Annotated in this window: 16 protein-coding genes and 1 other annotated feature; of the genes, 6 read left to right on the top strand and 10 right to left on the bottom strand. The window is 60.3% G+C overall.

The window, feature by feature from the left end:
- Nucleotides 1–124 precede the first annotated feature (124 nt).
- The 3 genes from copA to ybaK all read left to right on the top strand — a co-directional run bounded on the left by copA (nt 125) and on the right by ybaK (nt 4,157).
- Entirely contained in the window at nt 125–2,638 is a 2,514-nt protein-coding gene (gene copA, locus EKL29_RS07850) for a copper-exporting P-type ATPase CopA (RefSeq protein WP_126689277.1), read from the top strand.
- A 68-nt stretch (nt 2,639–2,706) separates the two neighbouring features.
- Nucleotides 2,707–3,507, top strand: a complete 801-nt coding sequence (locus EKL29_RS07845) for a TraB/GumN family protein (RefSeq protein WP_120451333.1) — start codon at nt 2,707–2,709, stop codon at nt 3,505–3,507.
- Nucleotides 3,508–3,677: 170 nt separating this feature from the next.
- A complete protein-coding gene (gene ybaK / locus EKL29_RS07840; protein WP_126689276.1) occupies nt 3,678–4,157 on the top strand; it encodes a Cys-tRNA(Pro)/Cys-tRNA(Cys) deacylase YbaK in 480 nt (159 codons plus the stop codon).
- Here ybaK and EKL29_RS07835 read toward each other — a convergent pair.
- Nucleotides 4,154–5,023: a LysR family transcriptional regulator gene (locus EKL29_RS07835; RefSeq protein ID WP_120451331.1), complete on the bottom strand. Its 870-nt coding sequence runs from the start codon at nt 5,021–5,023 to the stop codon at nt 4,154–4,156. The two genes, ybaK and EKL29_RS07835, sit on opposite strands and share 4 nt — an antisense overlap.
- 88 nt (nt 5,024–5,111) lie before the next feature.
- Between EKL29_RS07835 and EKL29_RS07830 the strand changes: the two genes are divergently transcribed.
- On the top strand, nt 5,112–5,546 hold the full coding sequence (locus EKL29_RS07830; protein ID WP_120451330.1) for a multidrug/biocide efflux PACE transporter: 435 nt from the start codon (nt 5,112–5,114) through the stop codon (nt 5,544–5,546).
- A gap of 227 nt (nt 5,547–5,773) precedes the next feature.
- Here EKL29_RS07830 and ushA read toward each other — a convergent pair whose 3' ends face one another.
- The gene (ushA, locus tag EKL29_RS07825; protein WP_126689275.1) at nt 5,774–7,528 is read right to left on the bottom strand and encodes a bifunctional UDP-sugar hydrolase/5'-nucleotidase UshA; all 1,755 of its coding nucleotides are present in this window, start codon (nt 7,526–7,528) and stop codon (nt 5,774–5,776) included.
- A 452-nt stretch (nt 7,529–7,980) separates the two neighbouring features.
- On the opposite strand from ushA, the gene ybaL reads away from it, so the two are divergent.
- Nucleotides 7,981–9,669 (top strand): YbaL family putative K(+) efflux transporter, encoded by a 1,689-nt coding sequence (gene ybaL / locus EKL29_RS07820; RefSeq protein ID WP_126689274.1) that lies wholly within the window; start codon nt 7,981–7,983, stop codon nt 9,667–9,669.
- Nucleotides 9,670–9,754: 85 nt separating this feature from the next.
- Here the strand turns inward: ybaL and EKL29_RS07815 are convergent, their stop codons facing one another.
- From EKL29_RS07815 to EKL29_RS07800, 4 genes are all read right to left on the bottom strand, one after another.
- Complete coding sequence (locus tag EKL29_RS07815; RefSeq protein ID WP_126689273.1) at nt 9,755–11,056, bottom strand: inosine/guanosine kinase; 1,302 nt, start codon at nt 11,054–11,056, stop codon at nt 9,755–9,757.
- A gap of 56 nt (nt 11,057–11,112) precedes the next feature.
- A complete protein-coding gene (hemH, locus tag EKL29_RS07810) occupies nt 11,113–12,072 on the bottom strand; it encodes a ferrochelatase (RefSeq protein ID WP_126689272.1) in 960 nt (319 codons plus the stop codon).
- 111 nt (nt 12,073–12,183) lie between these two features.
- Nucleotides 12,184–12,828 carry an adenylate kinase gene (adk, locus tag EKL29_RS07805; RefSeq protein WP_126689271.1) on the bottom strand — a complete coding sequence of 215 codons (645 nt, stop codon included), beginning with the start codon at nt 12,826–12,828 and terminating at the stop codon, nt 12,184–12,186.
- Between the two features lie 143 nt (nt 12,829–12,971).
- Entirely contained in the window at nt 12,972–13,817 is an 846-nt protein-coding gene (locus EKL29_RS07800) for a DUF6024 family protein (RefSeq protein ID WP_126689270.1), read from the bottom strand.
- A gap of 182 nt (nt 13,818–13,999) precedes the next feature.
- Between EKL29_RS07800 and EKL29_RS07795 the strand changes: the two genes are divergently transcribed.
- On the top strand, nt 14,000–14,869 hold the full coding sequence (locus EKL29_RS07795) for a LysR substrate-binding domain-containing protein (RefSeq protein ID WP_120451323.1): 870 nt from the start codon (nt 14,000–14,002) through the stop codon (nt 14,867–14,869).
- Nucleotides 14,870–15,131: 262 nt separating this feature from the next.
- On the opposite strand, the gene htpG is transcribed toward EKL29_RS07795, so the two are convergent.
- The 4 genes from htpG to dnaX all read right to left on the bottom strand — a co-directional run bounded on the left by htpG (nt 15,132) and on the right by dnaX (nt 20,059).
- Nucleotides 15,132–17,006, bottom strand: a complete 1,875-nt coding sequence (gene htpG / locus EKL29_RS07790; RefSeq protein ID WP_126689269.1) for a molecular chaperone HtpG — start codon at nt 17,004–17,006, stop codon at nt 15,132–15,134.
- Between the two features lie 98 nt (nt 17,007–17,104).
- On the bottom strand, nt 17,105–17,710 hold the full coding sequence (gene recR / locus EKL29_RS07785) for a recombination mediator RecR (protein ID WP_120451321.1): 606 nt from the start codon (nt 17,708–17,710) through the stop codon (nt 17,105–17,107).
- Nucleotides 17,710–18,039 (bottom strand): YbaB/EbfC family nucleoid-associated protein, encoded by a 330-nt coding sequence (locus EKL29_RS07780; RefSeq protein ID WP_081139342.1) that lies wholly within the window; start codon nt 18,037–18,039, stop codon nt 17,710–17,712. Before EKL29_RS07780 ends, recR begins: the two co-directional genes overlap by 1 nt.
- A gap of 55 nt (nt 18,040–18,094) precedes the next feature.
- Nucleotides 18,095–20,059 carry a DNA polymerase III subunit gamma/tau gene (dnaX, locus tag EKL29_RS07775; protein ID WP_126689268.1) on the bottom strand — a complete coding sequence of 655 codons (1,965 nt, stop codon included), beginning with the start codon at nt 20,057–20,059 and terminating at the stop codon, nt 18,095–18,097.
- Nucleotides 18,683–18,744: a sequence feature (DnaX frameshifting element), on the bottom strand. Its footprint overlaps the gene before it by 62 nt.
- Nucleotides 20,060–20,177 lie beyond the last annotated feature (118 nt).

Raw genomic sequence — 20,177 nt, 5'->3', positions numbered from 1 at the left:
TTAAAAACCGATCGCGGCTATTGCCTGTAAAAATAGTTTGACCTTCCCCTTGATGGAAGGTTTAGCCTGTATAACGAGTGATAAAAAGCTCGCATTGTTAACTGCGACACAACAGGAGCCCACTATGTCTCACACTATCTCGCTGGCGCTGGAAGGCCTTTCCTGCGGCCACTGCGTCAAACGCGTTAAAGAAGCGCTCGAGCAGCGCGACGATGTCGAACAGGCCAGCGTCACGCAGCAGGAAGCGCAGGTGATCGGCAGCGCCGACGCCGCGTCACTGATCGCCACCGTGGAAGAAGCGGGCTATCACGCCACGCTGAACGGCGACAGCCACCCAAAGCCTGAGCCGTTGACAGCTTCAGAGCCGCCGCCGGAGGCGCTGACAACGGTGGCGGAAACCCAACCGGCACAAGAGAGTGAAAGCGCGCAGTTCCTGCTGATCGAGGGCATGAGCTGCGCCAGCTGCGTCAGCCGGGTGGAAAAGGCGCTGGAAAAAGTGCCCGGCGTTACCCAGGCGCGGGTAAACCTTGGCGAACGCAGCGCGCTGGTCATCGGCGATGCCTCTGCACAGCAGCTGGTCGAGGCGGTCGACGCGGCGGGCTACCAGGCTCAGGTGGTGCAGGATGAACAGGAACGACGCGATAAACAGCAAAGCAGCGCGCGTCACGCAATGCGCCGTTTTAGCTGGCAGGCGGCGCTGGCGCTGGCTTTCGGTGCGCCCCTGATGATTTGGGGCATGATCGGCGACAATATGATGCTCAGCGACGCCAACCGCAACCTCTGGCTCGCTATCGGCATCGTGACGCTGTTGATCATGGTGGTCGCTGGCGGCCATTTCTACCGCAGCGCGTGGCGCAGCCTGCGCAACGGCAGCGCCACGATGGACACGCTGGTGGCGCTCGGTACCGCCGCCGCGTGGATCTACTCTTTCAGCGTCGCGCTCTGGCCTGACTTTTTCCCGATGCAGGCGCGCCATCTCTATTTCGAAGCCAGCGTCATGATTATCGGCCTGATTAATCTCGGCCACGCGCTGGAGCAGCGCGCGCGCCAGCGCTCCTCTAAAGCACTTGAGCGCCTGCTCGATTTGACGCCCGCCCAGGCGCGCCTTGTCAGCGAACAGGGAGAAATGCTGGTGCCGCTCAGCGCGGTACAGCCGGGTATGAAACTGCGCCTGACCACGGGCGATCGCGTGCCGGTAGATGGCGAAATTGAAGAGGGCGAAGCCTGGCTGGATGAGGCGATGCTGACCGGCGAAGCAGTGCCGCAGGGCAAAGGCGCAGGCGACAAGGTATTTGCCGGGACGCTGGTGCAGGATGGCGCGGTGCGCTTTGTGGCACGTGCTACCGGCCAGCACACCGCGCTGTCGCGTATTATTCATCTGGTGCGCCAGGCGCAAAGCAGCAAGCCAGACGTGGGCCGCCTCGCCGACCGTATCTCGGCGGTATTCGTGCCGGTGGTGGTTGCCATCGCCCTGATCAGCGCCGCGATCTGGTATTTCTTTGGCCCGCAGCCGCAGATCGCCTATACGCTGGTGATCGCTACTACAGTGCTGATTATCGCCTGTCCCTGCGCGCTGGGCCTGGCGACGCCGATGTCGATTATCGCGGGCGTCGGACGCGCCGCCGAGCTGGGCGTGCTGGTGCGCGACGCCGACGCTCTGCAGCGCGCCAGCCGTATCGATACGCTGGTGTTTGATAAAACCGGTACGCTGACGGCGGGAAGGCCGCAGCTTGACGAAGTATTGACCTGGAACGGCTGGTCGCGTGATGCCGTATTGCAGGCGGCGGCGGCGCTGGAGAAAAATGCCAGCCATCCGCTGGCGCAGGCGATTGTCGCGGCGACCGGCGCGACAGCCGATGGTGAGATTGCGCAATTTCGTACAATACGCGGTAAAGGTGTCAGCGGCATACTCGACGGCAGAACGCTGCTGCTGGGTAATGCGGCGCTAATGCAGGATAACCATATCGCTCTGCAAGAGGCGCAGCCGGATATCGAGCGGCTGTCGCATCAGGGTGCGACGCCGGTGCTGCTGGCGCAGAACGGTGAGCTTGTTGGCCTGATTGCGCTGCGCGATCGGCTGCGTCCTGAGAGCAAAGCGGCGCTGCAACGGCTGCATCAGGCGGGCTACCGGCTGATGATGCTCACCGGCGACAGAGAGGAGACGGCGCGCGCTATCGCTCAGGAAGCGGGCATCGACGAGGTAATCGCCGGCGTGCTGCCGGAAGCGAAAGCGCAGACCATCGCCGCGCTGCAGCAGCAGGGCCGTCGCGTCGCCATGGTTGGCGACGGCATCAATGACGCACCGGCGCTGGCGCGGGCGGATGTCGGTATCGCCATGGGCGGCGGCAGCGACGTGGCGGTGGAAACCGCACCCATTACGCTGATGCGCGCCGATCTCAACAGCGTGGCCGATGCGCTGGCGCTCTCCAGCGCGACGCTGCGCAATATTCGCCAGAACCTGCTGGGCGCGTTTATCTATAACAGCCTGGGCATTCCGCTGGCGGCGGGTGTGCTCTATCCGCTGACCGGCGCGCTGCTCAGCCCGGTCGTCGCGGGCGCGGCGATGGCGCTCTCCTCGATTACCGTTGTCAGTAACGCCAACCGGCTGCTGCGCTTTCGTCCGACGCCGCGACAATAGCCGTTATTGCCCTGTTTTTCAGCGGCGGGAATCGCTAGCATGGCGTTTTGACTGAGTAAGGACAGGGAATGACAGGCAGCATTTGGCGCAGTGTGCACGGGCTGATAAGCCGACTCTTTCCCGCGAGCTATCGCTGGCCCGCCCAGGATATACGGCTGGACGATCGCCTGCTGCACCTGGTCGGCAGCATTCATATGGGCACGCGCGATATGCAGCCGCTGCCCGCGCGTCTGCTGCGGCAGCTACAAAAGTCGGATGCGCTGATTGTCGAGGCGGACATTACCCAGGGCGGCTCGCCCTTTGACGATCTCGACCAGCGTGAGCCGCTTGAGGCTCGTCTGACGTCGGAGGATCGGGATCGTCTTGAGGCGTTGTGCAGCGAACTTCATCTGTCGCTGACGATGTTTGACACCCTGCCCGCCTGGCAAATCGCGCTGATGCTACAGGCGCAGCAGGCGCAGCGGCTTGGATTGCGCCCCGATTACGGCATCGATTTTCAGCTGCTGCAGGCGGCGAAAACGCTGAGCAAACCGGTCATCGAGCTGGAGGGCGCAGAGACGCAAATCGCGCTGCTAAAATCGCTGCCGGATGATGGCATGGCGCTGCTAAAAGATACGCTGACGCACTGGCATACCAATGCGCGCCTGTTGCAGATGATGGTGAGCTGGTGGCTGGACGCGCCGCCGCGTCAGCCGCGCATTGAACTGCCTTCGACATTTAGCTCAGCGCTCAACGATACGCTGATTGCGCAGCGCAACGCACAGTGGCGCGATCGATTACGGGCGTTGCCGTCCGGGCATTATGTCGTGGCGGTAGGCGCGCTGCATCTCTATGGCGAAGAAAATCTGCCTGAGCTTTTACGGCGGTAAAAAAGAAGGCCGGTATGATTACCGGCCTGTCAAAGAGGAATTTGTTTATCATTTTGGTTATCGCTCAGCCTTTCGGCTGGCGCGGAACTCATTCTCTCGCAAAGCACAAACTTTCGCCACTATTAATTTATTTAATTTAGGAATGAGATTTTTCCTATAAGGATGAATTTATGACGCCTGCTGTAAAACTTCTGGAAAAACAAAAGGTCCCTTTCACGCTTCATCCCTATGAGCATGACAGTCAGGAAACCAGTTTTGGCGATGAAGCGGTACGGAAACTTAATCTGGATGCGCGGCAGGTCTATAAAACGCTGCTGGTCGCGCTGAACGGCGATGCGAAACATCTGGCGGTGGCCGTGACGCCGGTTGCCAGCCAGCTCGATCTGAAAAAAGTCGCAAAAGCCTTAGGAGCGAAAAAAGCGGATATGGCCGATCCTCAGCTGGCGCAGCGTGTGACCGGCTATCTGGTGGGCGGCATCAGCCCGCTGGGGCAGAAAAAGCGGCTGCCGACGGTTATCGATAGCTCCGCCGCCGACTTCGCCACTATTTTTGTTTCCGGCGGCAAGCGCGGCCTGGATCTCGAACTGGCGGCGCAGGATCTGGCGCGCCTGCTCGACGCCCCGCTGGCGGATATCGCACGACGCGATTAACTGCGCGGCTGGGCGCAGAGCTGATCGATCATCCAGCGTCCGGCAGGCCCCGGCGGATTGCGTCGCGACCATATCGCCTCCACCGCGATATGCTGTGGCCAGCCCGGCAGCGCCAGCTCCTGCAAAAGGTCATGACCAAACTGCCTTACCAGCCAGCGCGGCAGTATGCTCCAGCCGAACCCCTGCTCCGCCATCTCCAGCAGTAGCAAATAGGTCGGCGCCGACCAGACGCGTCCCGGCGGCACGATCGCTTGCGGCTCAACCCAGGTGTTAAGCCGCAGCTGGCGTACCTGCTCCAGCGCGCTTTCCGTGACGCCGGGCTGCTGCGCCAGCGGATGATCGCGATGTATATAGATGGCCATTTCCGCATTCACCTGCAGCCGCGCGACGGCGATATCGGGCGGCAGAGCAGGCTGCGCGCGCACCACGCCCAGATGAACGCGTCCCGCCTGCAGTAAATCCAGGACGTCGGCATCCTCAGCAATCATGCATTCCAGCTCAATTTCCGGAAAGCGCGCGTCGAACTGCTTCAGCAGTTGCTCATGATGTTCGGTCTGCCAGAAATCTGACACGGCAAAGCTGAGACGCGGCTCGACGCCCTGCGCCAGCCTGATAGCCAGCGCATCCAGCCGCTCGCTGGCGGCGAGGATCTGCTGCACCTGTGCCAGCGCGCCCCGGCCCTGATCGGTCAGGATCGGCTGACGCCCGCTGCGATCGAACAGTTTGAAACCGAGATCGTCCTCCAGCCCGGCAACCGCCATGCTGATGGTCGACTGGCTTTTGCCGAGCGCACGCGCCGCGGCGGAAAAGGATCCGCTGCTGACGGTCTGCACAAAGGCTTCTAAAGATTCAGGGGAGTAGCGCATTTTCATCCATCGCTTTTATCGATAGGTCATCATTTTATCTTAACACCATGAGGTGCCAGAATGCCCACCTGTCTGATGGAGGTGAATAATGCGTACCCGTTCGCTTAAAGAACGTTTTTTACATGCGCTGGGTTTTGAAACCCTGGCGATCCTGACCGTTTCGCCGCTGGCTGCCTGGGCAATGGATAAGCCGTTGTTTGAGATGGGCGCGCTGGCGCTTATGCTCTCTACCGTCGCGATGCTATGGAACATGATATACAACACCATTTTCGACAGGCTTTGTCCGCCAGGCCAAATCCATCGCGGACTGCTGATCCGCGTTTTGCACGCGCTGCTTTTCGAAGGCGGGTTTATTTTAATTGGCTTGCCGATCGCCGCGTGGATGCTCGGCATCTCGCTGTGGCAGGCATTTTTGCTGGAAGTGGCGTTTTTCCTCTTTTTCCTGCCCTACACCATGGCGTACAACTGGGCATGGGACCGGCTGCGTCCGCGCTGGTTCGAACGTAACGCCTGCGAGGTGTAGTTTTTTAAACGGCTACGAGGGTAAAGAGTGAGTGGTATGGAGCGAGGCGCAAAGCACCCCGCGACAGGGACAAAAACGCCGGGAGCGTTTGAACAACGTAGCGTCCTGGCCCGGTGACTGGCGCACCTCAAGGATGAGGTGCGTATCTACGCGGGCCGAACGAGCATGAATGCGTTGAGCGATGTTGCGATCGGGCCATACTACCCACTTAGCATCCCGGCAGGCTTTCACGGCGCGTTATGCGCCGTTTCCCGTCCCCAGGGCCAGAGCCACGCCAGAAACATCTGCGGATAGCTTCGCTTGTGGGGTTTATCGCGCGCCTTTTTCTCCGCCTCCGTCAGCCTGTGAATAGCGTCCGTCGGGGCATAGTCGCTGGCTTTCAGCGGCGAGTGAGCTTTAACGTAGTCGCGCAGTACCTCGGCATCGATATTTCCGGCGTTTTGATAGCCAGTATGGGTATCGATACGCGGATAGCCGTCGCCGCCTGCGGCGTTAAAACTGTTGGTCGCCATGCGATAGGTTTTATCCTCCTGCAGCGGCTGACCGTTAATGCGCACATCGCTCACCGTGCTGCCGTCCGTCACCAGGCTGATGTGCGCGAACTGAGCGAAGCCGCCCGCGTCAGGCTTAATATTCGCCACCACATCGAGATATTTTTTCACCTCCGCGCCGGTCATCGTCACTGAAACGACCTGATTGCCGAACGGCTGTACCTGCAGCAGATCGCGCCAGCTTAGCTTGCCCACCGGGAGCGATGCGCGAATGCCGCCGCCGCTCATCACGGCGAAATCCGCCTGAGTAGTCGCCATTTGCGCACGTAAAATCAGCTGCCCAAGGTTGGTCTGGGTAAAACGCACCTGCTCGCGCTCGCCGTTAAACTGCCCTACCGTACTGCCGACGCTGACGTTCAGGCGCGCCTCGGCCCGCTTCTGATAGGGCATCAGCAGCTTCATCATCGCGGTATTTTTAGGGATCTCCTGCTGATACGTGAGCCAGGTTTCGCTGCCGTCGGCGTTTTTAATCTGATGTTTCAGGTTCACCGGCACCAGCGCGTAGGACTCCAGCGCGACTTCACCGTTGCGCCAGGTAAAATCGCCGCGTCCGACATATTCGCCCCACTTCCCGGCCTGCATAATCCAGACGCCGTTCTGCTTATCCGGCTGACACGCTGCGCCCGGCTGATACTCTTTGATCAGCACGTTGGCTTTCTCCATGCAAACCGTATCGTGCGAGTGGCCGCCGACAATCATGGAAACGGTGCCGGGCGGCAGGCTGCGCGCCAGGGTGACGTCGCCGGGCGCGTTGCTGCCGTGCTCGCCGTTGTCGTCATAGCCGAGATGGCTCAGTACCACGATAACGTCAGGTTTCTCACCTGCACGCAGCTCCGCCACCGCTTTTTCCGTTTCACTGACGGGATCGCGAAACTCGACTTCCCGCAGATAGGCCGGGTTCGCCAGCTTAGCGGTATCGGGCGTAGCCAGGCCCAGCACGGCGATTTTCAGCCCCATACGATTGAAAATCGCCCAGGGCTTAAAGAGGCGCTGGCCGGTGCTTTTCTGGTAAAGATTGGCGGCGAGAAAGGGAAAGCGCGCCCAGCTCTCCTGCTTGCGCAGCACGTCAAGCGGATGATCAAACTCATGATTGCCGAGCGCCATGGCGTCATAACCGATCAGGTTCATGCCGCGAATATCGGGCTCGGCATTCAGCTCGTCCGACTCGGGCACGCCGGTGTTGACGTCACCAGCGGAGAGTATCAGCGCGCCGCCGCCCCTGGCCTGTACGTCATAACGCAGCGTATCCATCAGGGTCTTTTGCGCCGCCAGGCCATATTCGCCCTGCGCGTTGTACCAGAAATGACCGTGTTCATCATTAGTGTGGAGAATGCTAAAGCGGTAAGTGCGATCCGCCTCGGCGGCCTGAGAAAGCGCAGGTGCCAGCGCCAGCAGCGCAAGGCCGGTTGCAGCCCATCGTGGTAACAGCAAAGCCCGTCTCCTTATTGTATGAAGTGCCCGTTCCGGGTGGTATCAGCATGCTGCCCCACTGTGTCGCATATTCCGCTGTTTAACTCAAGACGAAACACCGCTGTCGCTGGTACTAAACTCGTTTTAACACTGATAATCAAAAGAAAGCGGACGCAACAAAACTGATGTAAAGCTGCGCCTGACGACGCTGCTTTGCCTTTTAACGGCATTCCGCGCTGATAAGGGTCATCAGCCGCGCTACTTTTCAGGAAAATAGCGTTATTACATCCCGCGCTAATCTGCCTCATTGTGGCTTAGATTGAAGAAAAGAGATAAAAAAGGCCGTTCGGTTCCTCTTTCCGCTTAATTTCAAAGTTTTTCCTCATCATTTAGCAATTATTTCAGCGAAAGAGCGCTGCTTGCCTTAAACTTCTTTGTTACAGGCAGATACATTTGTACACAAGGAGACAGGCATGCATCACACCACACCGTTGATCACCACTATCGTCGGGGGACTGGTTCTGGCGTTTCTCCTTGGCATGCTCGCAAACCGGCTGCGCATTTCACCGCTGGTCGGCTACCTGCTGGCGGGCGTGCTGGCCGGGCCGTTTACGCCCGGTTTTGTCGCCGATACCAACCTTGCACCAGAACTGGCGGAGCTGGGCGTCATTCTGCTGATGTTCGGCGTTGGCCTGCACTTTTCGCTGAAGGATTTAATGGCGGTAAAGAACATCGCCATTCCTGGCGCCGTGGCGCAAATCGCCGTCGCTACGCTGCTGGGAATGGGACTCTCCGCCTGGCTGGGCTGGTCGCTGATGACGGGTCTGGTTTTTGGTCTTTGTCTCTCCACCGCCAGCACCGTGGTGCTGCTGCGCGCGCTGGAGGAGCGTCAGCTGATTGACAGCCAGCGCGGGCAGATCGCCATCGGCTGGCTGATTGTCGAAGATCTGGTGATGGTGCTGACGCTGGTGCTGCTGCCCGCCATTGCCGGCATGCTGGAACAGGGTAACGCCAGCCCACAGCTGCTGGCATGGGATCTGCTGCTGACCATCGGCAAAGTCGCTGCCTTTATGGTGCTGATGATGGTAGTAGGCCGACGCGTTGTGCCCTGGATCCTGTCGAAAAGCGCCGCGACCGGCTCGCGCGAGCTGTTTACCCTGGCGGTGCTGGCGCTGGCGCTGGGCATCGCCTTTGGCGCAGTAGAGTTTTTCGACGTCTCTTTCGCGCTCGGCGCTTTCTTTGCCGGGATGGTGCTGAATGAGTCAGAGCTGAGCCATCGCGCCGCCCATGACACGCTGCCGCTGCGCGACGCCTTCGCGGTGCTCTTTTTTGTCTCGGTGGGAATGCTGTTCGATCCGATGATCCTGGTAGAGCAGCCGCTGGCCGTGCTGGGCGCGCTGGTGATTGTGGTGCTGGGCAAATCTCTCGCCGCCTGGCTGCTGGTGACGCTGCTGGGCCATTCGCGCCGTACCGCGCTGACCATTTCCGTCAGCCTCGCGCAGATCGGCGAGTTCGCTTTTATTCTCGCCGGACTCGGCATTTCGCTCAATTTGCTCAGCAGCGAGGGGCGCAACCTGGTGCTGGCGGCGGCGATCCTTTCCATTATGCTGAATCCCATCTTGTTCAGCCTGCTGGAACGTTTTCTGGCGAAGAGCGAAAGCCGTCAGGAACAGGCGCAGCAAGAGGCGCCTGAAGAGGAGAAGCAGATCCCGGTAGATATTTGTCACCATGCGGTGATTGTCGGCTATGGCCGGGTCGGCAGCCTGCTGGGCCAGAAGCTGCTGGAGGCGGATGTGCCCTTCGTCGTCGTGGAGAACTCCCGCGCGCGCGTCGAGGCGCTGCGCGAACAAGGCATCAGGGCGGTGCTCGGTAATGCCGTGCGCGCCGAAACCATGGAGCTGGCGCGGCTCGACTGCGCGCGCTGGCTGCTGCTGACCATCCCTAACGGCTACGAGTCGGGCGAGATCGTGACTACCACGCGCGAAAAGTTTAACGATATTGAGATCATCGCGCGCGCGCACTACGACGAGGAAGTGGAGTACATCATGGCGCGCGGCGCGACGCGCGTCGTCATGGGCGAGCGCGAGATCGCCTCCAGTATGCTGCATATGCTGGAGGCGGAGATCGCTGAACACCCTGTCGTACGTGAGTGCCCCATCTGACCGCCCCGGCTTTCTGTCGGCGCGTCCTGCGCGTCATCTCCAGCGCGGGACGCGTCGCTCATCGCCTTTTGACCTCAGCGGCGGCTTAACGATCCCAGTAGGACTCTTCCAGGCTGTCTTCACGCTCCGGCAGGCCGCGCGTCAGGCGCGGCGAATGCTGGTTCAGCACCTGATAGCTGACGCGGTTGGCATATTTGCACACCTGCGCCAGCGACGAGTAAGTCAGGTACTCGCGCGCATGCTTGCTGGAATTGGGCACTTTCTGCCGGTGGTAGTTGTTCGCCGTGATGTCATGCAGCAGCGCCGCCAGCGCGCCGTCGCCTGCGCCGTTGGTGTTCATGATCTTCTCAGGTCCGCCCATATAAGGCGCGATATGCGAGAAGATGCGCAGCGGCTGCTCGCACTCCTGCTGGCGCATGGCGCGGCTGAATTCATACTGGTTGAATTCCGCGATCGCTCCCGGCAGCAACGGATGATTGGTTTTGCGCTTGAATTCATCTTCGGTATAGCCCGCCATATAGAGTCCGGTCGGACCGGCGGTGCAGAGCACCAGGTCAACCCACTCCAGCGCCATATCGGCCGCGCGCAGCGGATCCGATTCGCCGGTGAGCGCCAGCGCTTCCTCTTCGTTCATCGCCACGATAGTGACGTGATCGCGCAGGAAATCGCGCCAGAACTGCGGATTATCGCCGATAACATATTTGGTGCCCAGCGTAAGCACCACCGGCACGTTGTGGCGCTTCGCATATTCAATCGCCTGTAGCGTAGCCTGCGGCATCGGCTCCCCTTCGCCACAGCGCACCAGATAGGAGGTAAGCACCAGCGCCGACGCGCCGGCAATCACCGCTTCAGGGATGCTCTCGGCGCGTAGCTGATTCATCTGCCCTGGGCTGATGGCGAAGGTGCGTTCGCCCTGCTCGCCGATCAGCGTAAAGCACCGGCCAATGGCGCCGTCGACGCCCTGCAGATAGTTAAGATCCATTCGGCTGGAGGTGTTGCAGAGATAGCGATAGGCGTAGCCGCCAATCTGAATATTGTTGCACATTACGCCAAGCAGCACCGACCGGTCGTCGGCCAGTACGGAATAGTTGTGCAGCGTATTGCCAATAGTGCCGCCGGCAAACTGGTGGCTAATCAGGTTATCGCGCATCAGCTCGTGATAGAGCGCCTCGGCAACGTCGTCGGCGATCACTAAAGAGTGTCCGGCGCTCAGGCCATAGCGCACCAGAAAGGCGTCATCGACTTTAGCTTCGATATCGACCAGCGTCTGGTCGATTCCCACGACCCAGCTGCCCTCTTCCACCTCCTGCGAGGCGGCATGCAGTAACGGATCGCGAGCGCTAACGGGAAAATAGTGTTTGGATTTACGTTTGCCGGGAAATTTCATGATGGGTGCCGTCAGAAAAACAGGCGGAGGATGATAGCACATTCTCCGCCGCGGCTTTAACGACGCGCGTTGACCAGCTGCACCATCATGTCGATGTGGGCCGCATCCGCATTCAGCGCCGGGATATATTCGAACTTCTCGCCGCCGCCGTGCAGGAAGAATTCGCGGTTCTGTTCGCTGATCTCTTCCAGCGTCTCCAGGCAGTCCGCAGCAAAGCCCGGGCTCATCACCTGCACATGCTTAACGCCCTTCTTCGCCAGCCCCTGCATGGTTTCGTCAGTGTAGGGCTGCAGCCAGGGTTCGCGGCCAAAGCGCGACTGGAAGGTCATCATAATTTGATCGTCGCGCAGGCCCAGCGCCTGCTGCAGCAGCGCCGTGGTGTCGGCGCAGCGCAGCGGGTAGTCGTCGCCCTCTCTGGCGAAGCGCTGCGGAATGCCGTGATAGGAGAGCACCAGCAGATCTGGCTGACCGTGCGCCGCGAAAGAGCGCTCTACCGAGGCTTTCAGCGCGGCGATATAGGCCGGATGCTCGGCATAGTCGCGAATAAAGTGAATATCCGGCATAGTCCGCGCCGTTTTAAACGCGCTGTACAAACCGTCCCAGACGGCCGCAACGGTTGAGCAGGAGAACTGCGGATAGAGCGGCAGCACGATCATGCGCGTGACGCCCTGCGCCATCAGGCTATCTACTGCGCTCTGCAGGCTAGGGTTGCCATAGCTCATGCCCAGTTCGACCGGCATATCAACGCGCGCCGCCAGCGCTTCGCGCTGCTGCTTGCTGTAAACCATCAGCGGCGACCCCCCCTCCATCCAGACGGAGGCGTAAAGCTTCGATACGCGAGGCGAGCGAAACGGCAGAACGACGCCGTTGAGGATCGGCCACCAGAGCCAGCGCGGCGTATCCACGACGCGGGGATCGCTGAGAAACTGTTTCAAATAGCGCTTTACAGCAGCTGTAGTGGGCGCGTCTGGCGTACCGAGATTAACCAGTAACACGCCGGGCTTGTCTTGCCTCATTGTTATTCCTTGATAGCGAAGATGCGTGAAAACAGGAGGAATTGTAGCGGAAACCGGGGAAGGGAAAAGCAATTACTGCAAAAGGGGCTGGCACTGCCAGCCCCAGAGGCGTTAGCCGAGAATGCGCGCCAGCTGCTTGCTGACGTCGGCGACCGGCTGGGTGCCGTCGATTTTGTGATAAGCGGTGTTGCCCGCTTCCGCTTCTTTGCTGTAGTAGGCGATCAGCGGCGCGGTCAGCTGATGGTATTCCACCAGGCGCTTACGCACGGTCTCTTCCTGATCGTCTTTACGCGTGGTCAGCTCTTCGCCGGTGACGTCATCATGACCTTCCACTTTCGGCGGATTGTATTTAACGTGATAAACGCGGCCTGACGGCGCATGTACGCGGCGGCCAACGATGCGATCGACGATCAGCTCGTCCGGCACGGCGAATTCCAGCACGCAGTCAATTTTAATGCCGGCCTCTTTCATCGCGTCTGCCTGCGGGATGGTGCGTGGGAAACCATCCAGCAGAAAACCATTTTTGCAGTCTTCCTGCGCGATACGCTCTTTTACCAGCGCGATAACCAGCTCGTCAGTTACCAGTTTACCGGCGTCCATAATGGCTTTCGCCTGGTTGCCGAGCTCGGTGCCGGCTTTAACCGCCGCACGCAACATATCGCCCGTGGAGATTTGCGGGATGCCATATTTCTCCATGATGAACTGAGCCTGAGTGCCCTTACCTGCGCCCGGAGCACCGAGCAGAATAATACGCATTGCGTAAATCCCCTTGCGAATCGCATTGATCAATCTAGAAGGCGAAGACCATACCATTATGACCCGCTCACCACAAGAAAGGCGCGGGCGCCTTCCCGGCGACGGTAGCCCGTTTCTCCATAAAAGGCGGCGGACAGGCGCGGCTACGCCTTTTTTTCAGATTTGCCGCCGGGGCTAAACAGCGCCTGAACCCGTCTGCCGATCTGCGGCGTCAGGTTGGACTGCTTTCGCCCGCTGCCGCGCTGGCTGGCGCGCACCAGCAGATACCCCTGCTGCGGCCAGAGCTCCAGATCGCTGGCGGGCGTCAGCGCGGCCAGCAGCGTCTGCGGCAGCGCGAAGCTGGCGAAGGGCACGCCTGGCGTATGGCTGGAGGTGAGCAGCACCGGCGCGTTAAGGCTGATCGCGTTGACGCTGGCATGGTTATAAGGGCGCCAGCTTTGCTCTCTGATACGGGCCAGCGCGGCAAACACCGGCGCATCCAGCGGCAAACCCTGCTCGAACAGGCGCAGCTCGCTACGCACCAGCGTGCTGAAGTCGGCGGTGCGCAGCGCTACCAGCACCAGACCGTTCGGCAGATCGGCATGCCGATCGAGGCGCGCGACAAAGAGCCTGGCGTGCGCCATCACTTCCTCATGCAGTACGCTGGCGAAGCTTTCGCTGACGTCGACCACTCCCTGATGCTGGCACTCATGCAGCGATCGCACTCGCCCATGCGGCAGTTCCACGTGCGCGACGAAATTGATATTCCCGGCCATCAGCGGCACCGCAGGCAATACATTCAGCTCCGTAACGGGAAAGTGCGTGGCGTAGCGCGTCTGATTGCGCGCCTGCTCCTGCCGCAGGAAAAGCTGAGAAAGCAGGATGCGCGCCACGTGCAGCGACGGGGCGAAGAACACATCATACTGATCCAGCCGGTAATGCCGTGACAACAGGGTACGTAACCGGTCTCGCGCCTCGGAAGGTCGGTCGGCCCAGGGATGAAATGCCATCGCGTCGTGGTTCTCTTTTTATCTTTCGGGTGATGGCGGGTGTCGCGGTAACGCCAGACCACGCATAGCTTTGCCTGCGAGTCAACCCGCCATAATCAGCGGGCAAGGTTAGGGGAATGCGGCTGGACTTTAAAATGATATAAACTGACAATCCCTGTTAGGTTTTTACACAGGGGACGAGTATGACCCGGCTACCTCCGCTAAGGGCGCTGCACCATTTTCACCAGGCGGCGTTACACAGCAGCTTTAGCGTGGCGGCCGAAAGCCTGCACGTGACTCACAGCGCCGTGAGCCATCAGATTCGCCAGCTGGAGAGCTGGATGGGCAAGCCGCTTTTTGTGCGCACCAACGGACGCGTTAAATTAACCTCACACGGCGAGCGTTTGCTGCTCAGCTGTCAAAAAGCCTTTAGCGAACTTTCCACCACCTGCGCCAGCATTCGCACCGGCATGCGTCACCATCTGAATGTCTCCTGCGCCCCAAGTTTTCTGTCGCAGTGGCTGATTCCGCGCATCAGCACCTTTTATCAGCGCTATCCCGATATTGAAATTCACTTTCAGGGGCAGCTGGAGCTGAGTCAGCTGCGCAGCGAACATGTCGACGTCTTGATCCTCAGCTATGAGCAGCCGCCCGAGGGCGATATCGACGCCACGCTGATCGGCGATGATTATCTTGGGCCGCTCTGCGCGCCCCTGTTCGCCCCGCGCTTCCGCAGCGTGCAGGATCTCGCCGCCCTTCCTTTGCTGCACGCTGATACGCGCCTGCACGCCTGGGCGGAGTGGTCGAAAAGCGCCGAGGTACGCGGCAATTTCTGGTCGGGAAAACATTTTGACAACCTGACGCTCGGCATTCAGGCGGCGAAAAACGGGCTGGGCGTGATTGTGGCGCCGCGTCTGCTGGTGCGCAAAGAGCTTGAAGAGGGGTCGCTGATCGCGCCACTCGGCTTTGTCCGCGTCGATCGCGCGACCTGGATGATGACGAAGGAGTCGCGACGCAACGACGGCGAGATTACGCTGTTCCGCGACTGGCTGCGCGAGGCGGCGCAGCAATAAGGCGTGTTTAGAAAGTGAATCATTCGTGCAAGGGTGCAGAGTCTGCGCCGAAATAGCGCATGGTCAGAGGTGACGTAAAAGCAGGTCATCGACTTCAGGAGCGGGGCATTACCCGGGGAGCGAAGCGTCCCGCGACAAGATATCGTGGGCCGGGCTGGCACAGATGCCGCTTTTTGCGTCCTGGCGTTCGGGCCATGCCGTTCGCGACAGTCCCGTTTGAGCAAAAAACGGCCGGTATTTTACCGGCCGTTGTGTTAACTCATTACGCCGTCAGCAGCTGATTCATACGGCGGATAAACTGGTTAGGATCGTCCAGCGTGCCACGCTCGGCCAGCAGCGCCTGATCCAGCAGCAGCTCGATCCACTCGCCGAAGCGCGTTTCATCCTGCGTGTCTGCAACGCGTTTCACCAGCTGGTGGTCCGGGTTGATCTCGAAAATATACTTCACTTCCGGCACCGCCTGGCCCGCCGCGGCGAACAGCTTCGCCATCTGGGTGCTCATTTCATTGGCGTCGGTGGTGACGATGGCGGGCGTATCGGTCAGACGATGCGTCAGGCGCACCTCTTTCACGCGGTCGCCCAGCAGCGTTTTCACGCGCTCCACGAACGGCTCCAGCGCCTTCTCCGCCTCTTTCTGCTCTTCGCTCTCTTCGTCTGCCAGCTTGCTCAGCGACTCGTCCGCTTTGCTGACTGACTGGAACGCCTTGCCGTCGAACTCGGTAAGGTAGCTCATCATCCACTCGTCAATGCGATCGGAAAGCAGCAGTACCTCGATGCCTTTCTTGCGGAACAGCTCCAGATGCGGGCTGCTCTTCGCGGCGGCGTAGCTGTCGGCGGTGATGTAGTAGATCTTCTCCTGACCTTCCACCATGCGGCTGACGTACGCTTCCAGCGACACATTCTGATCGGCGCTGTCGTTGTGCGTAGAGGCGAAACGCAGCAGCTTAGCGATCGCTTCCTGGTTGGCGCTGTCTTCCGCCGGCCCCTCTTTCAGTACCAGACCAAACTCTTTCCAGAAGGTCTGGTATTTTTCAGCGTCATCTTTAGCCAGCTTCTCCAGCATCTGCAGCGTGCGCTTCGTCAGCGCAGCGCGCAGGGTCTGGGTAACGCGGCTGTCCTGCAGGATCTCGCGCGACACGTTCAGCGGCAGATCGTTGGAGTCGATCAGGCCACGCACGAAGCGCAGGTAGTTCGGCATAAACTGCTCGGCGTCATCCATAATAAAGACGCGCTGCACATAGAGCTTCAGCCCGTGCTTATGGTCGCGGTTCCACATATCGAACGGCGCGCGTGACGGGATATAGAGCAGGCTGGTGTACTCCTGCTTGCCCTCGACGCGGTTGTGGCTCCAGATAGCGGGATCGCTGAAGTCGTGCGCGATATGCTTATAGAACTCGTTGTACTCTTCGTCGCTGATCTCAGACTTGTTGCGCGTCCACAGCGCCTGGGCTTTGTTAATTTTCTCCCAGGTGGTGGTGTCGTTCTCTTCATCTTTGCTTTCGATTTCCACCGGCAGCGCGATGTGATCGGAGTATTTACCGATAATGCTGCGCACGCGCCAGGCGTCGAGGAACTCATCTTCGCCTTCACGCAGGTGCAGCGTGATTTCAGTGCCGCGATCGGCTTTGGTGATATCGGCGATGGTATATTCGCCTTCGCCCGCCGACTCCCAGAACACGCCCTCATCTGCCGCCGCGCCTGCTGCACGGGTACGGACCGAGACCTTGTCCGCCACGATAAACGCGGAGTAAAAGCCCACGCCGAACTGACCGATCAGCTGGCTGTCTTTCGCCTGGTCTGAACCCAGGGACTCGAGGAAAGATTTAGTGCCGGATTTAGCGATGGTGCCCAGGTTCTCAATCACCTCATCGCGACGCATGCCGATACCGTTGTCCGACAGCGTCAGGGTGCGCTTGTCCTTATCAACAGAGAGACGCACGCGCAGTTCGCCGTCGCCTTCATAGAGGCTGGCGTCCGACAGCGCGCGGAAGCGCAGCTTATCGGCGGCGTCCGAGGCGTTGGAAATCAGCTCGCGCAGGAAAATCTCTTTGTTTGAATAGAGGGAATGGATCATCAGGTGCAGAAGCTGTTTTACCTCTGACTGAAAGCCACGCGTCTCTTGTCCTTTCATGGTCATTGTTACCTCAACGGAATCAGGTTGAACGAACGTTGAGGTTGATGTGGGGATGGTGCGGAAAATTTCAAGCCGACGTCGTTAACGACGTCGGCAAGCGTTCAGAAAGTAATCTTGTGACGTCCAGCCAGCGAGTGCGACAGCGTCGTGCCGTCTACCATCTCCAGCTCGCCGCCTACCGGCACGCCGTGAGCGATGCGGCTGGCGTCAACGCCGTACTGGCCGCACAGCTCGGCGATATAGTTGGCCGTCGCTTCGCCTTCAACCGTGGGGTTGGTGGCGAGGATCACCTCTTTCAGGGTTTCTTTCTCCAGCCGCTGCTCAAGACGATCTAACCCGATATCCTGCGGGCCGATGCCGTCCAGCGGGGAAAGATGGCCCATCAGGACAAAGTAGCGTCCGGCGAACTGACCGGTCTGCTCAATGGCGTGAATATCCGCCGGGCTCTCCACCACGCAGATTTGCCCGTTTTGCTGACGCCGCGGATTGGCGCAGATGGTGCAAATTTCCTGCTCGGTGAAGGTGCGGCAGTCGGCGCAGTGGCCGATTTCAGACATTGCGCGCGTAAGCGCCTGCGCCAGCCGCATGCCACCGCTGCGATCGCGCTGCAGCAGCTGAAACGCCATGCGCTGCGCCGACTTCGGCCCAACGCCGGGCAGGCAGCGCAGCGCCTCCATCAGAGATTCAAGCAGTGGACTGGTTTGCATCAGAACGGCATCTTAAAGCCGGGCGGCAGCTGCATGCCGGCGGAAACAGAGGCCATTTTCTCTTTCTGCGTTTCGTCGATACGGCGAGCGGCATCGTTGAATGCAGCGGCGACCAGATCTTCCAGCATATCTTTGTCATCTTCCAGCAGGCTGGGATCGATCTCCACGCGACGGCAGTTGTGCGCGCCGTTGATGGTCACTTTCACCAGGCCTGCGCCCGATTCGCCGGTGACTTCCAGCGCGGCGATCTCTTCCTGGACTTTGGCCATTTTGTCTTGCATTTGCTGGGCCTGCTTCATCAGGTTGCCCAGTCCGCCTTTACCAAACATAGTTTTCTCTCTCAGCTGAGGCCGCATCGCTATCCATGAGACAGCGGCAGCGTGGTCAAACGGGTCGGATACTCTCTTCATCCAGATCGGCGTCGAAGAACCGGCGCAGCGTCTGAATGTGCGTATCGCTAATGATAGACTGGCGCGCCTGCGCCAGCTTCTCTTCGTAAATGGCCTGCCGCCACTCGAGTGGCGTCAATACCGCAGGATTATCATCTTCAATGATAGTCAGTTCAACTGGCTGTCCAGCGGCGTCGCTCAGCGCGGCGGCAAGCACCTGCTGCGCTGACGCGGAATTCAGATGGCGCTGAGTGGAGCGCAGATGCAGACAAACGCCCTGCTCCGTGCTCTCTTTCCAGGCGTTCAGCGCCAGCTGCTGCACCAGTTTGGGCAGCGGCAGCGCGGCGATTTCCGCCGCCCAGGCGTCGCGCTGCTGCGCTTCTTCCATCAGGCGCGCCGCCAGCTCAGGGGTTTTCTCATGCTCAAGCGCCGAACGCAAGGCTTTTGGCGTCGCTACCGGTTCGGGCGCCGCTTCGACCTGGGTTTGCGCTTTCCAGCGGTACGCCTCTTTTTTTGCCGGCGCCGTCTCACGCGGACGCGCCTGTACGCGTTCGGTGACGGATGCCAGGCGCTCCAGCGCGGAGTTGGCCGGCCGCGTCAGAGACGCTGCCGGCTCACTCTTTTTTGGTTTGCTGGCCCCCTGGCGCAGCAGCTGTGTGCGCGCCTGCAGGAGCTGGCTGGTGGTATCGGAGAACGAGCCGTCCGGCGCGGCGGCCGGCGGTGCGGCAACCGGCGGCGCAATGGGTTCCGGCGGTGGCGCGGGTGGCGCCATCTGCGGCTGTGCGGCGGCGGTCTGCGGCGACGGCGCAGCAACTGGCTGCGGCTCCGCCTGCGGCGTCATCGCCGGGCGCGCGACCGGCTCGGCAATTGCCGTTTGCGGATGAAAAGCCAGCGCGCGCAGCAGCGTCATCTCGACGCCCATGCGGCGATCGGGCGCCAGCGGCAGATCCTTGCGCCCCATCAGCAGCGTCTGATAGTAGAGCTGAACGTCGGCGGGCGGCACGACGCGCGCCAGTTCGCGCAGACGCGGTGCGTGGCTCTCCTCTTCATCATTGATCGAGCCGGGCAGCAGCTGCACCATGGCGATACGGTGCAGCAGACGCAGCATCTCCACCAGCAGCGCTTCCCACTCCACGCCGCGCGACGCGGCCTGGTTGAGCAGCGTCATAACCTGTTCGCCGCTGCCCTCCACGAGCGCCTCAATCAGACCCAGCGGCTGCTCGTCGTCCAGCGTGCCGAGCATCTGGCTGACAATAGTGCCGCTGACTATGCCCTGCCCCATCGCGATCGCCTGATCGGTCAGGCTGAGCGCGTCGCGCATGCTGCCGTCGGCGGCGCGCGCCAGCAGCTGCAGCGCGCGCGGTTCGCTCTCGATCTGCTCCTGCTGCAGCACATAGTCGAGCTGTTTGCGGATCAGTTCGACATCCAGCGCCTTGAGATGAAACTGCAGGCAGCGGGAGAGGATCGTTACCGGCAGCTTTTGCGGATCGGTGGTGGCAAGCAGAAATTTAACGTGCGAAGGCGGCTCTTCGAGCGTTTTCAGCAGCGCGTTAAAACTGTGGCGCGACAACATATGCACTTCGTCGATCAGATAGACCTTAAAGCGGCCGCGCGCGGGCGCATACTGCACGTTGTCCAGCAGATCGCGCGTATCTTCGACTTTCGTGCGCGACGCGGCGTCGATCTCGATCAGATCGACGAAGCGGCCCTGTTCAATCTCGCGACAGTTGTCGCACTGGCCGCACGGCGTGGCGGTGATGCCGGTTTCGCAGTTAAGCCCCTTCGCCAGCAGGCGCGCAATGGTAGTTTTACCTACGCCGCGCGTGCCGGAGAAGAGATAAGCATGATGGAGACGTCCCAGTGACAGTCCATTCGCCAGCGCGGTCAGGACATGTTCCTGACCGACAACGTCAGCAAATGCCTGGGGACGCCATTTTCGCGCAAGTACCTGATAGCTCATGTGGATTCGATCACTGGATGTGGTTGGAAAGATGAGCGCAGACGCGCTGCAACCCCTGTATATCGTTGCAGTAGTTTAACAGCGACGAGGGGCATTGCCTATCACTTGCTGGCCTCGC

Source organism: Pantoea sp. YU22, from assembly GCF_003970755.1.
In the GTDB taxonomy this organism is placed as follows: Bacteria; Pseudomonadota; Gammaproteobacteria; order Enterobacterales; family Enterobacteriaceae; genus Pantoea; species Pantoea piersonii.
Note: the sequence above shows the minus strand (reverse complement) of the source record. Positions and strands in the feature narration are given on the sequence as shown.

Coding starts and splice junctions, on each gene's coding strand:
- copA (WP_126689277.1), top strand. CDS start 125: ATGTCTCACACTATCTCGCTGGCGCTGGAAGGCCTTTCCTGCGGCCAC.
- EKL29_RS07845 (WP_120451333.1), top strand. CDS start 2,707: ATGACAGGCAGCATTTGGCGCAGTGTGCACGGGCTGATAAGCCGACTC.
- ybaK (WP_126689276.1), top strand. CDS start 3,678: ATGACGCCTGCTGTAAAACTTCTGGAAAAACAAAAGGTCCCTTTCACG.
- EKL29_RS07835 (WP_120451331.1), bottom strand. CDS start 5,023: ATGCGCTACTCCCCTGAATCTTTAGAAGCCTTTGTGCAGACCGTCAGC.
- EKL29_RS07830 (WP_120451330.1), top strand. CDS start 5,112: ATGCGTACCCGTTCGCTTAAAGAACGTTTTTTACATGCGCTGGGTTTT.
- ybaL (WP_126689274.1), top strand. CDS start 7,981: ATGCATCACACCACACCGTTGATCACCACTATCGTCGGGGGACTGGTT.
- EKL29_RS07815 (WP_126689273.1), bottom strand. CDS start 11,056: ATGAAATTTCCCGGCAAACGTAAATCCAAACACTATTTTCCCGTTAGC.
- hemH (WP_126689272.1), bottom strand. CDS start 12,072: ATGAGGCAAGACAAGCCCGGCGTGTTACTGGTTAATCTCGGTACGCCA.
- adk (WP_126689271.1), bottom strand. CDS start 12,828: ATGCGTATTATTCTGCTCGGTGCTCCGGGCGCAGGTAAGGGCACTCAG.
- EKL29_RS07800 (WP_126689270.1), bottom strand. CDS start 13,817: ATGGCATTTCATCCCTGGGCCGACCGACCTTCCGAGGCGCGAGACCGG.
- EKL29_RS07795 (WP_120451323.1), top strand. CDS start 14,000: ATGACCCGGCTACCTCCGCTAAGGGCGCTGCACCATTTTCACCAGGCG.
- htpG (WP_126689269.1), bottom strand. CDS start 17,006: ATGACCATGAAAGGACAAGAGACGCGTGGCTTTCAGTCAGAGGTAAAA.
- recR (WP_120451321.1), bottom strand. CDS start 17,710: ATGCAAACCAGTCCACTGCTTGAATCTCTGATGGAGGCGCTGCGCTGC.
- EKL29_RS07780 (WP_081139342.1), bottom strand. CDS start 18,039: ATGTTTGGTAAAGGCGGACTGGGCAACCTGATGAAGCAGGCCCAGCAA.
- dnaX (WP_126689268.1), bottom strand. CDS start 20,059: ATGAGCTATCAGGTACTTGCGCGAAAATGGCGTCCCCAGGCATTTGCT.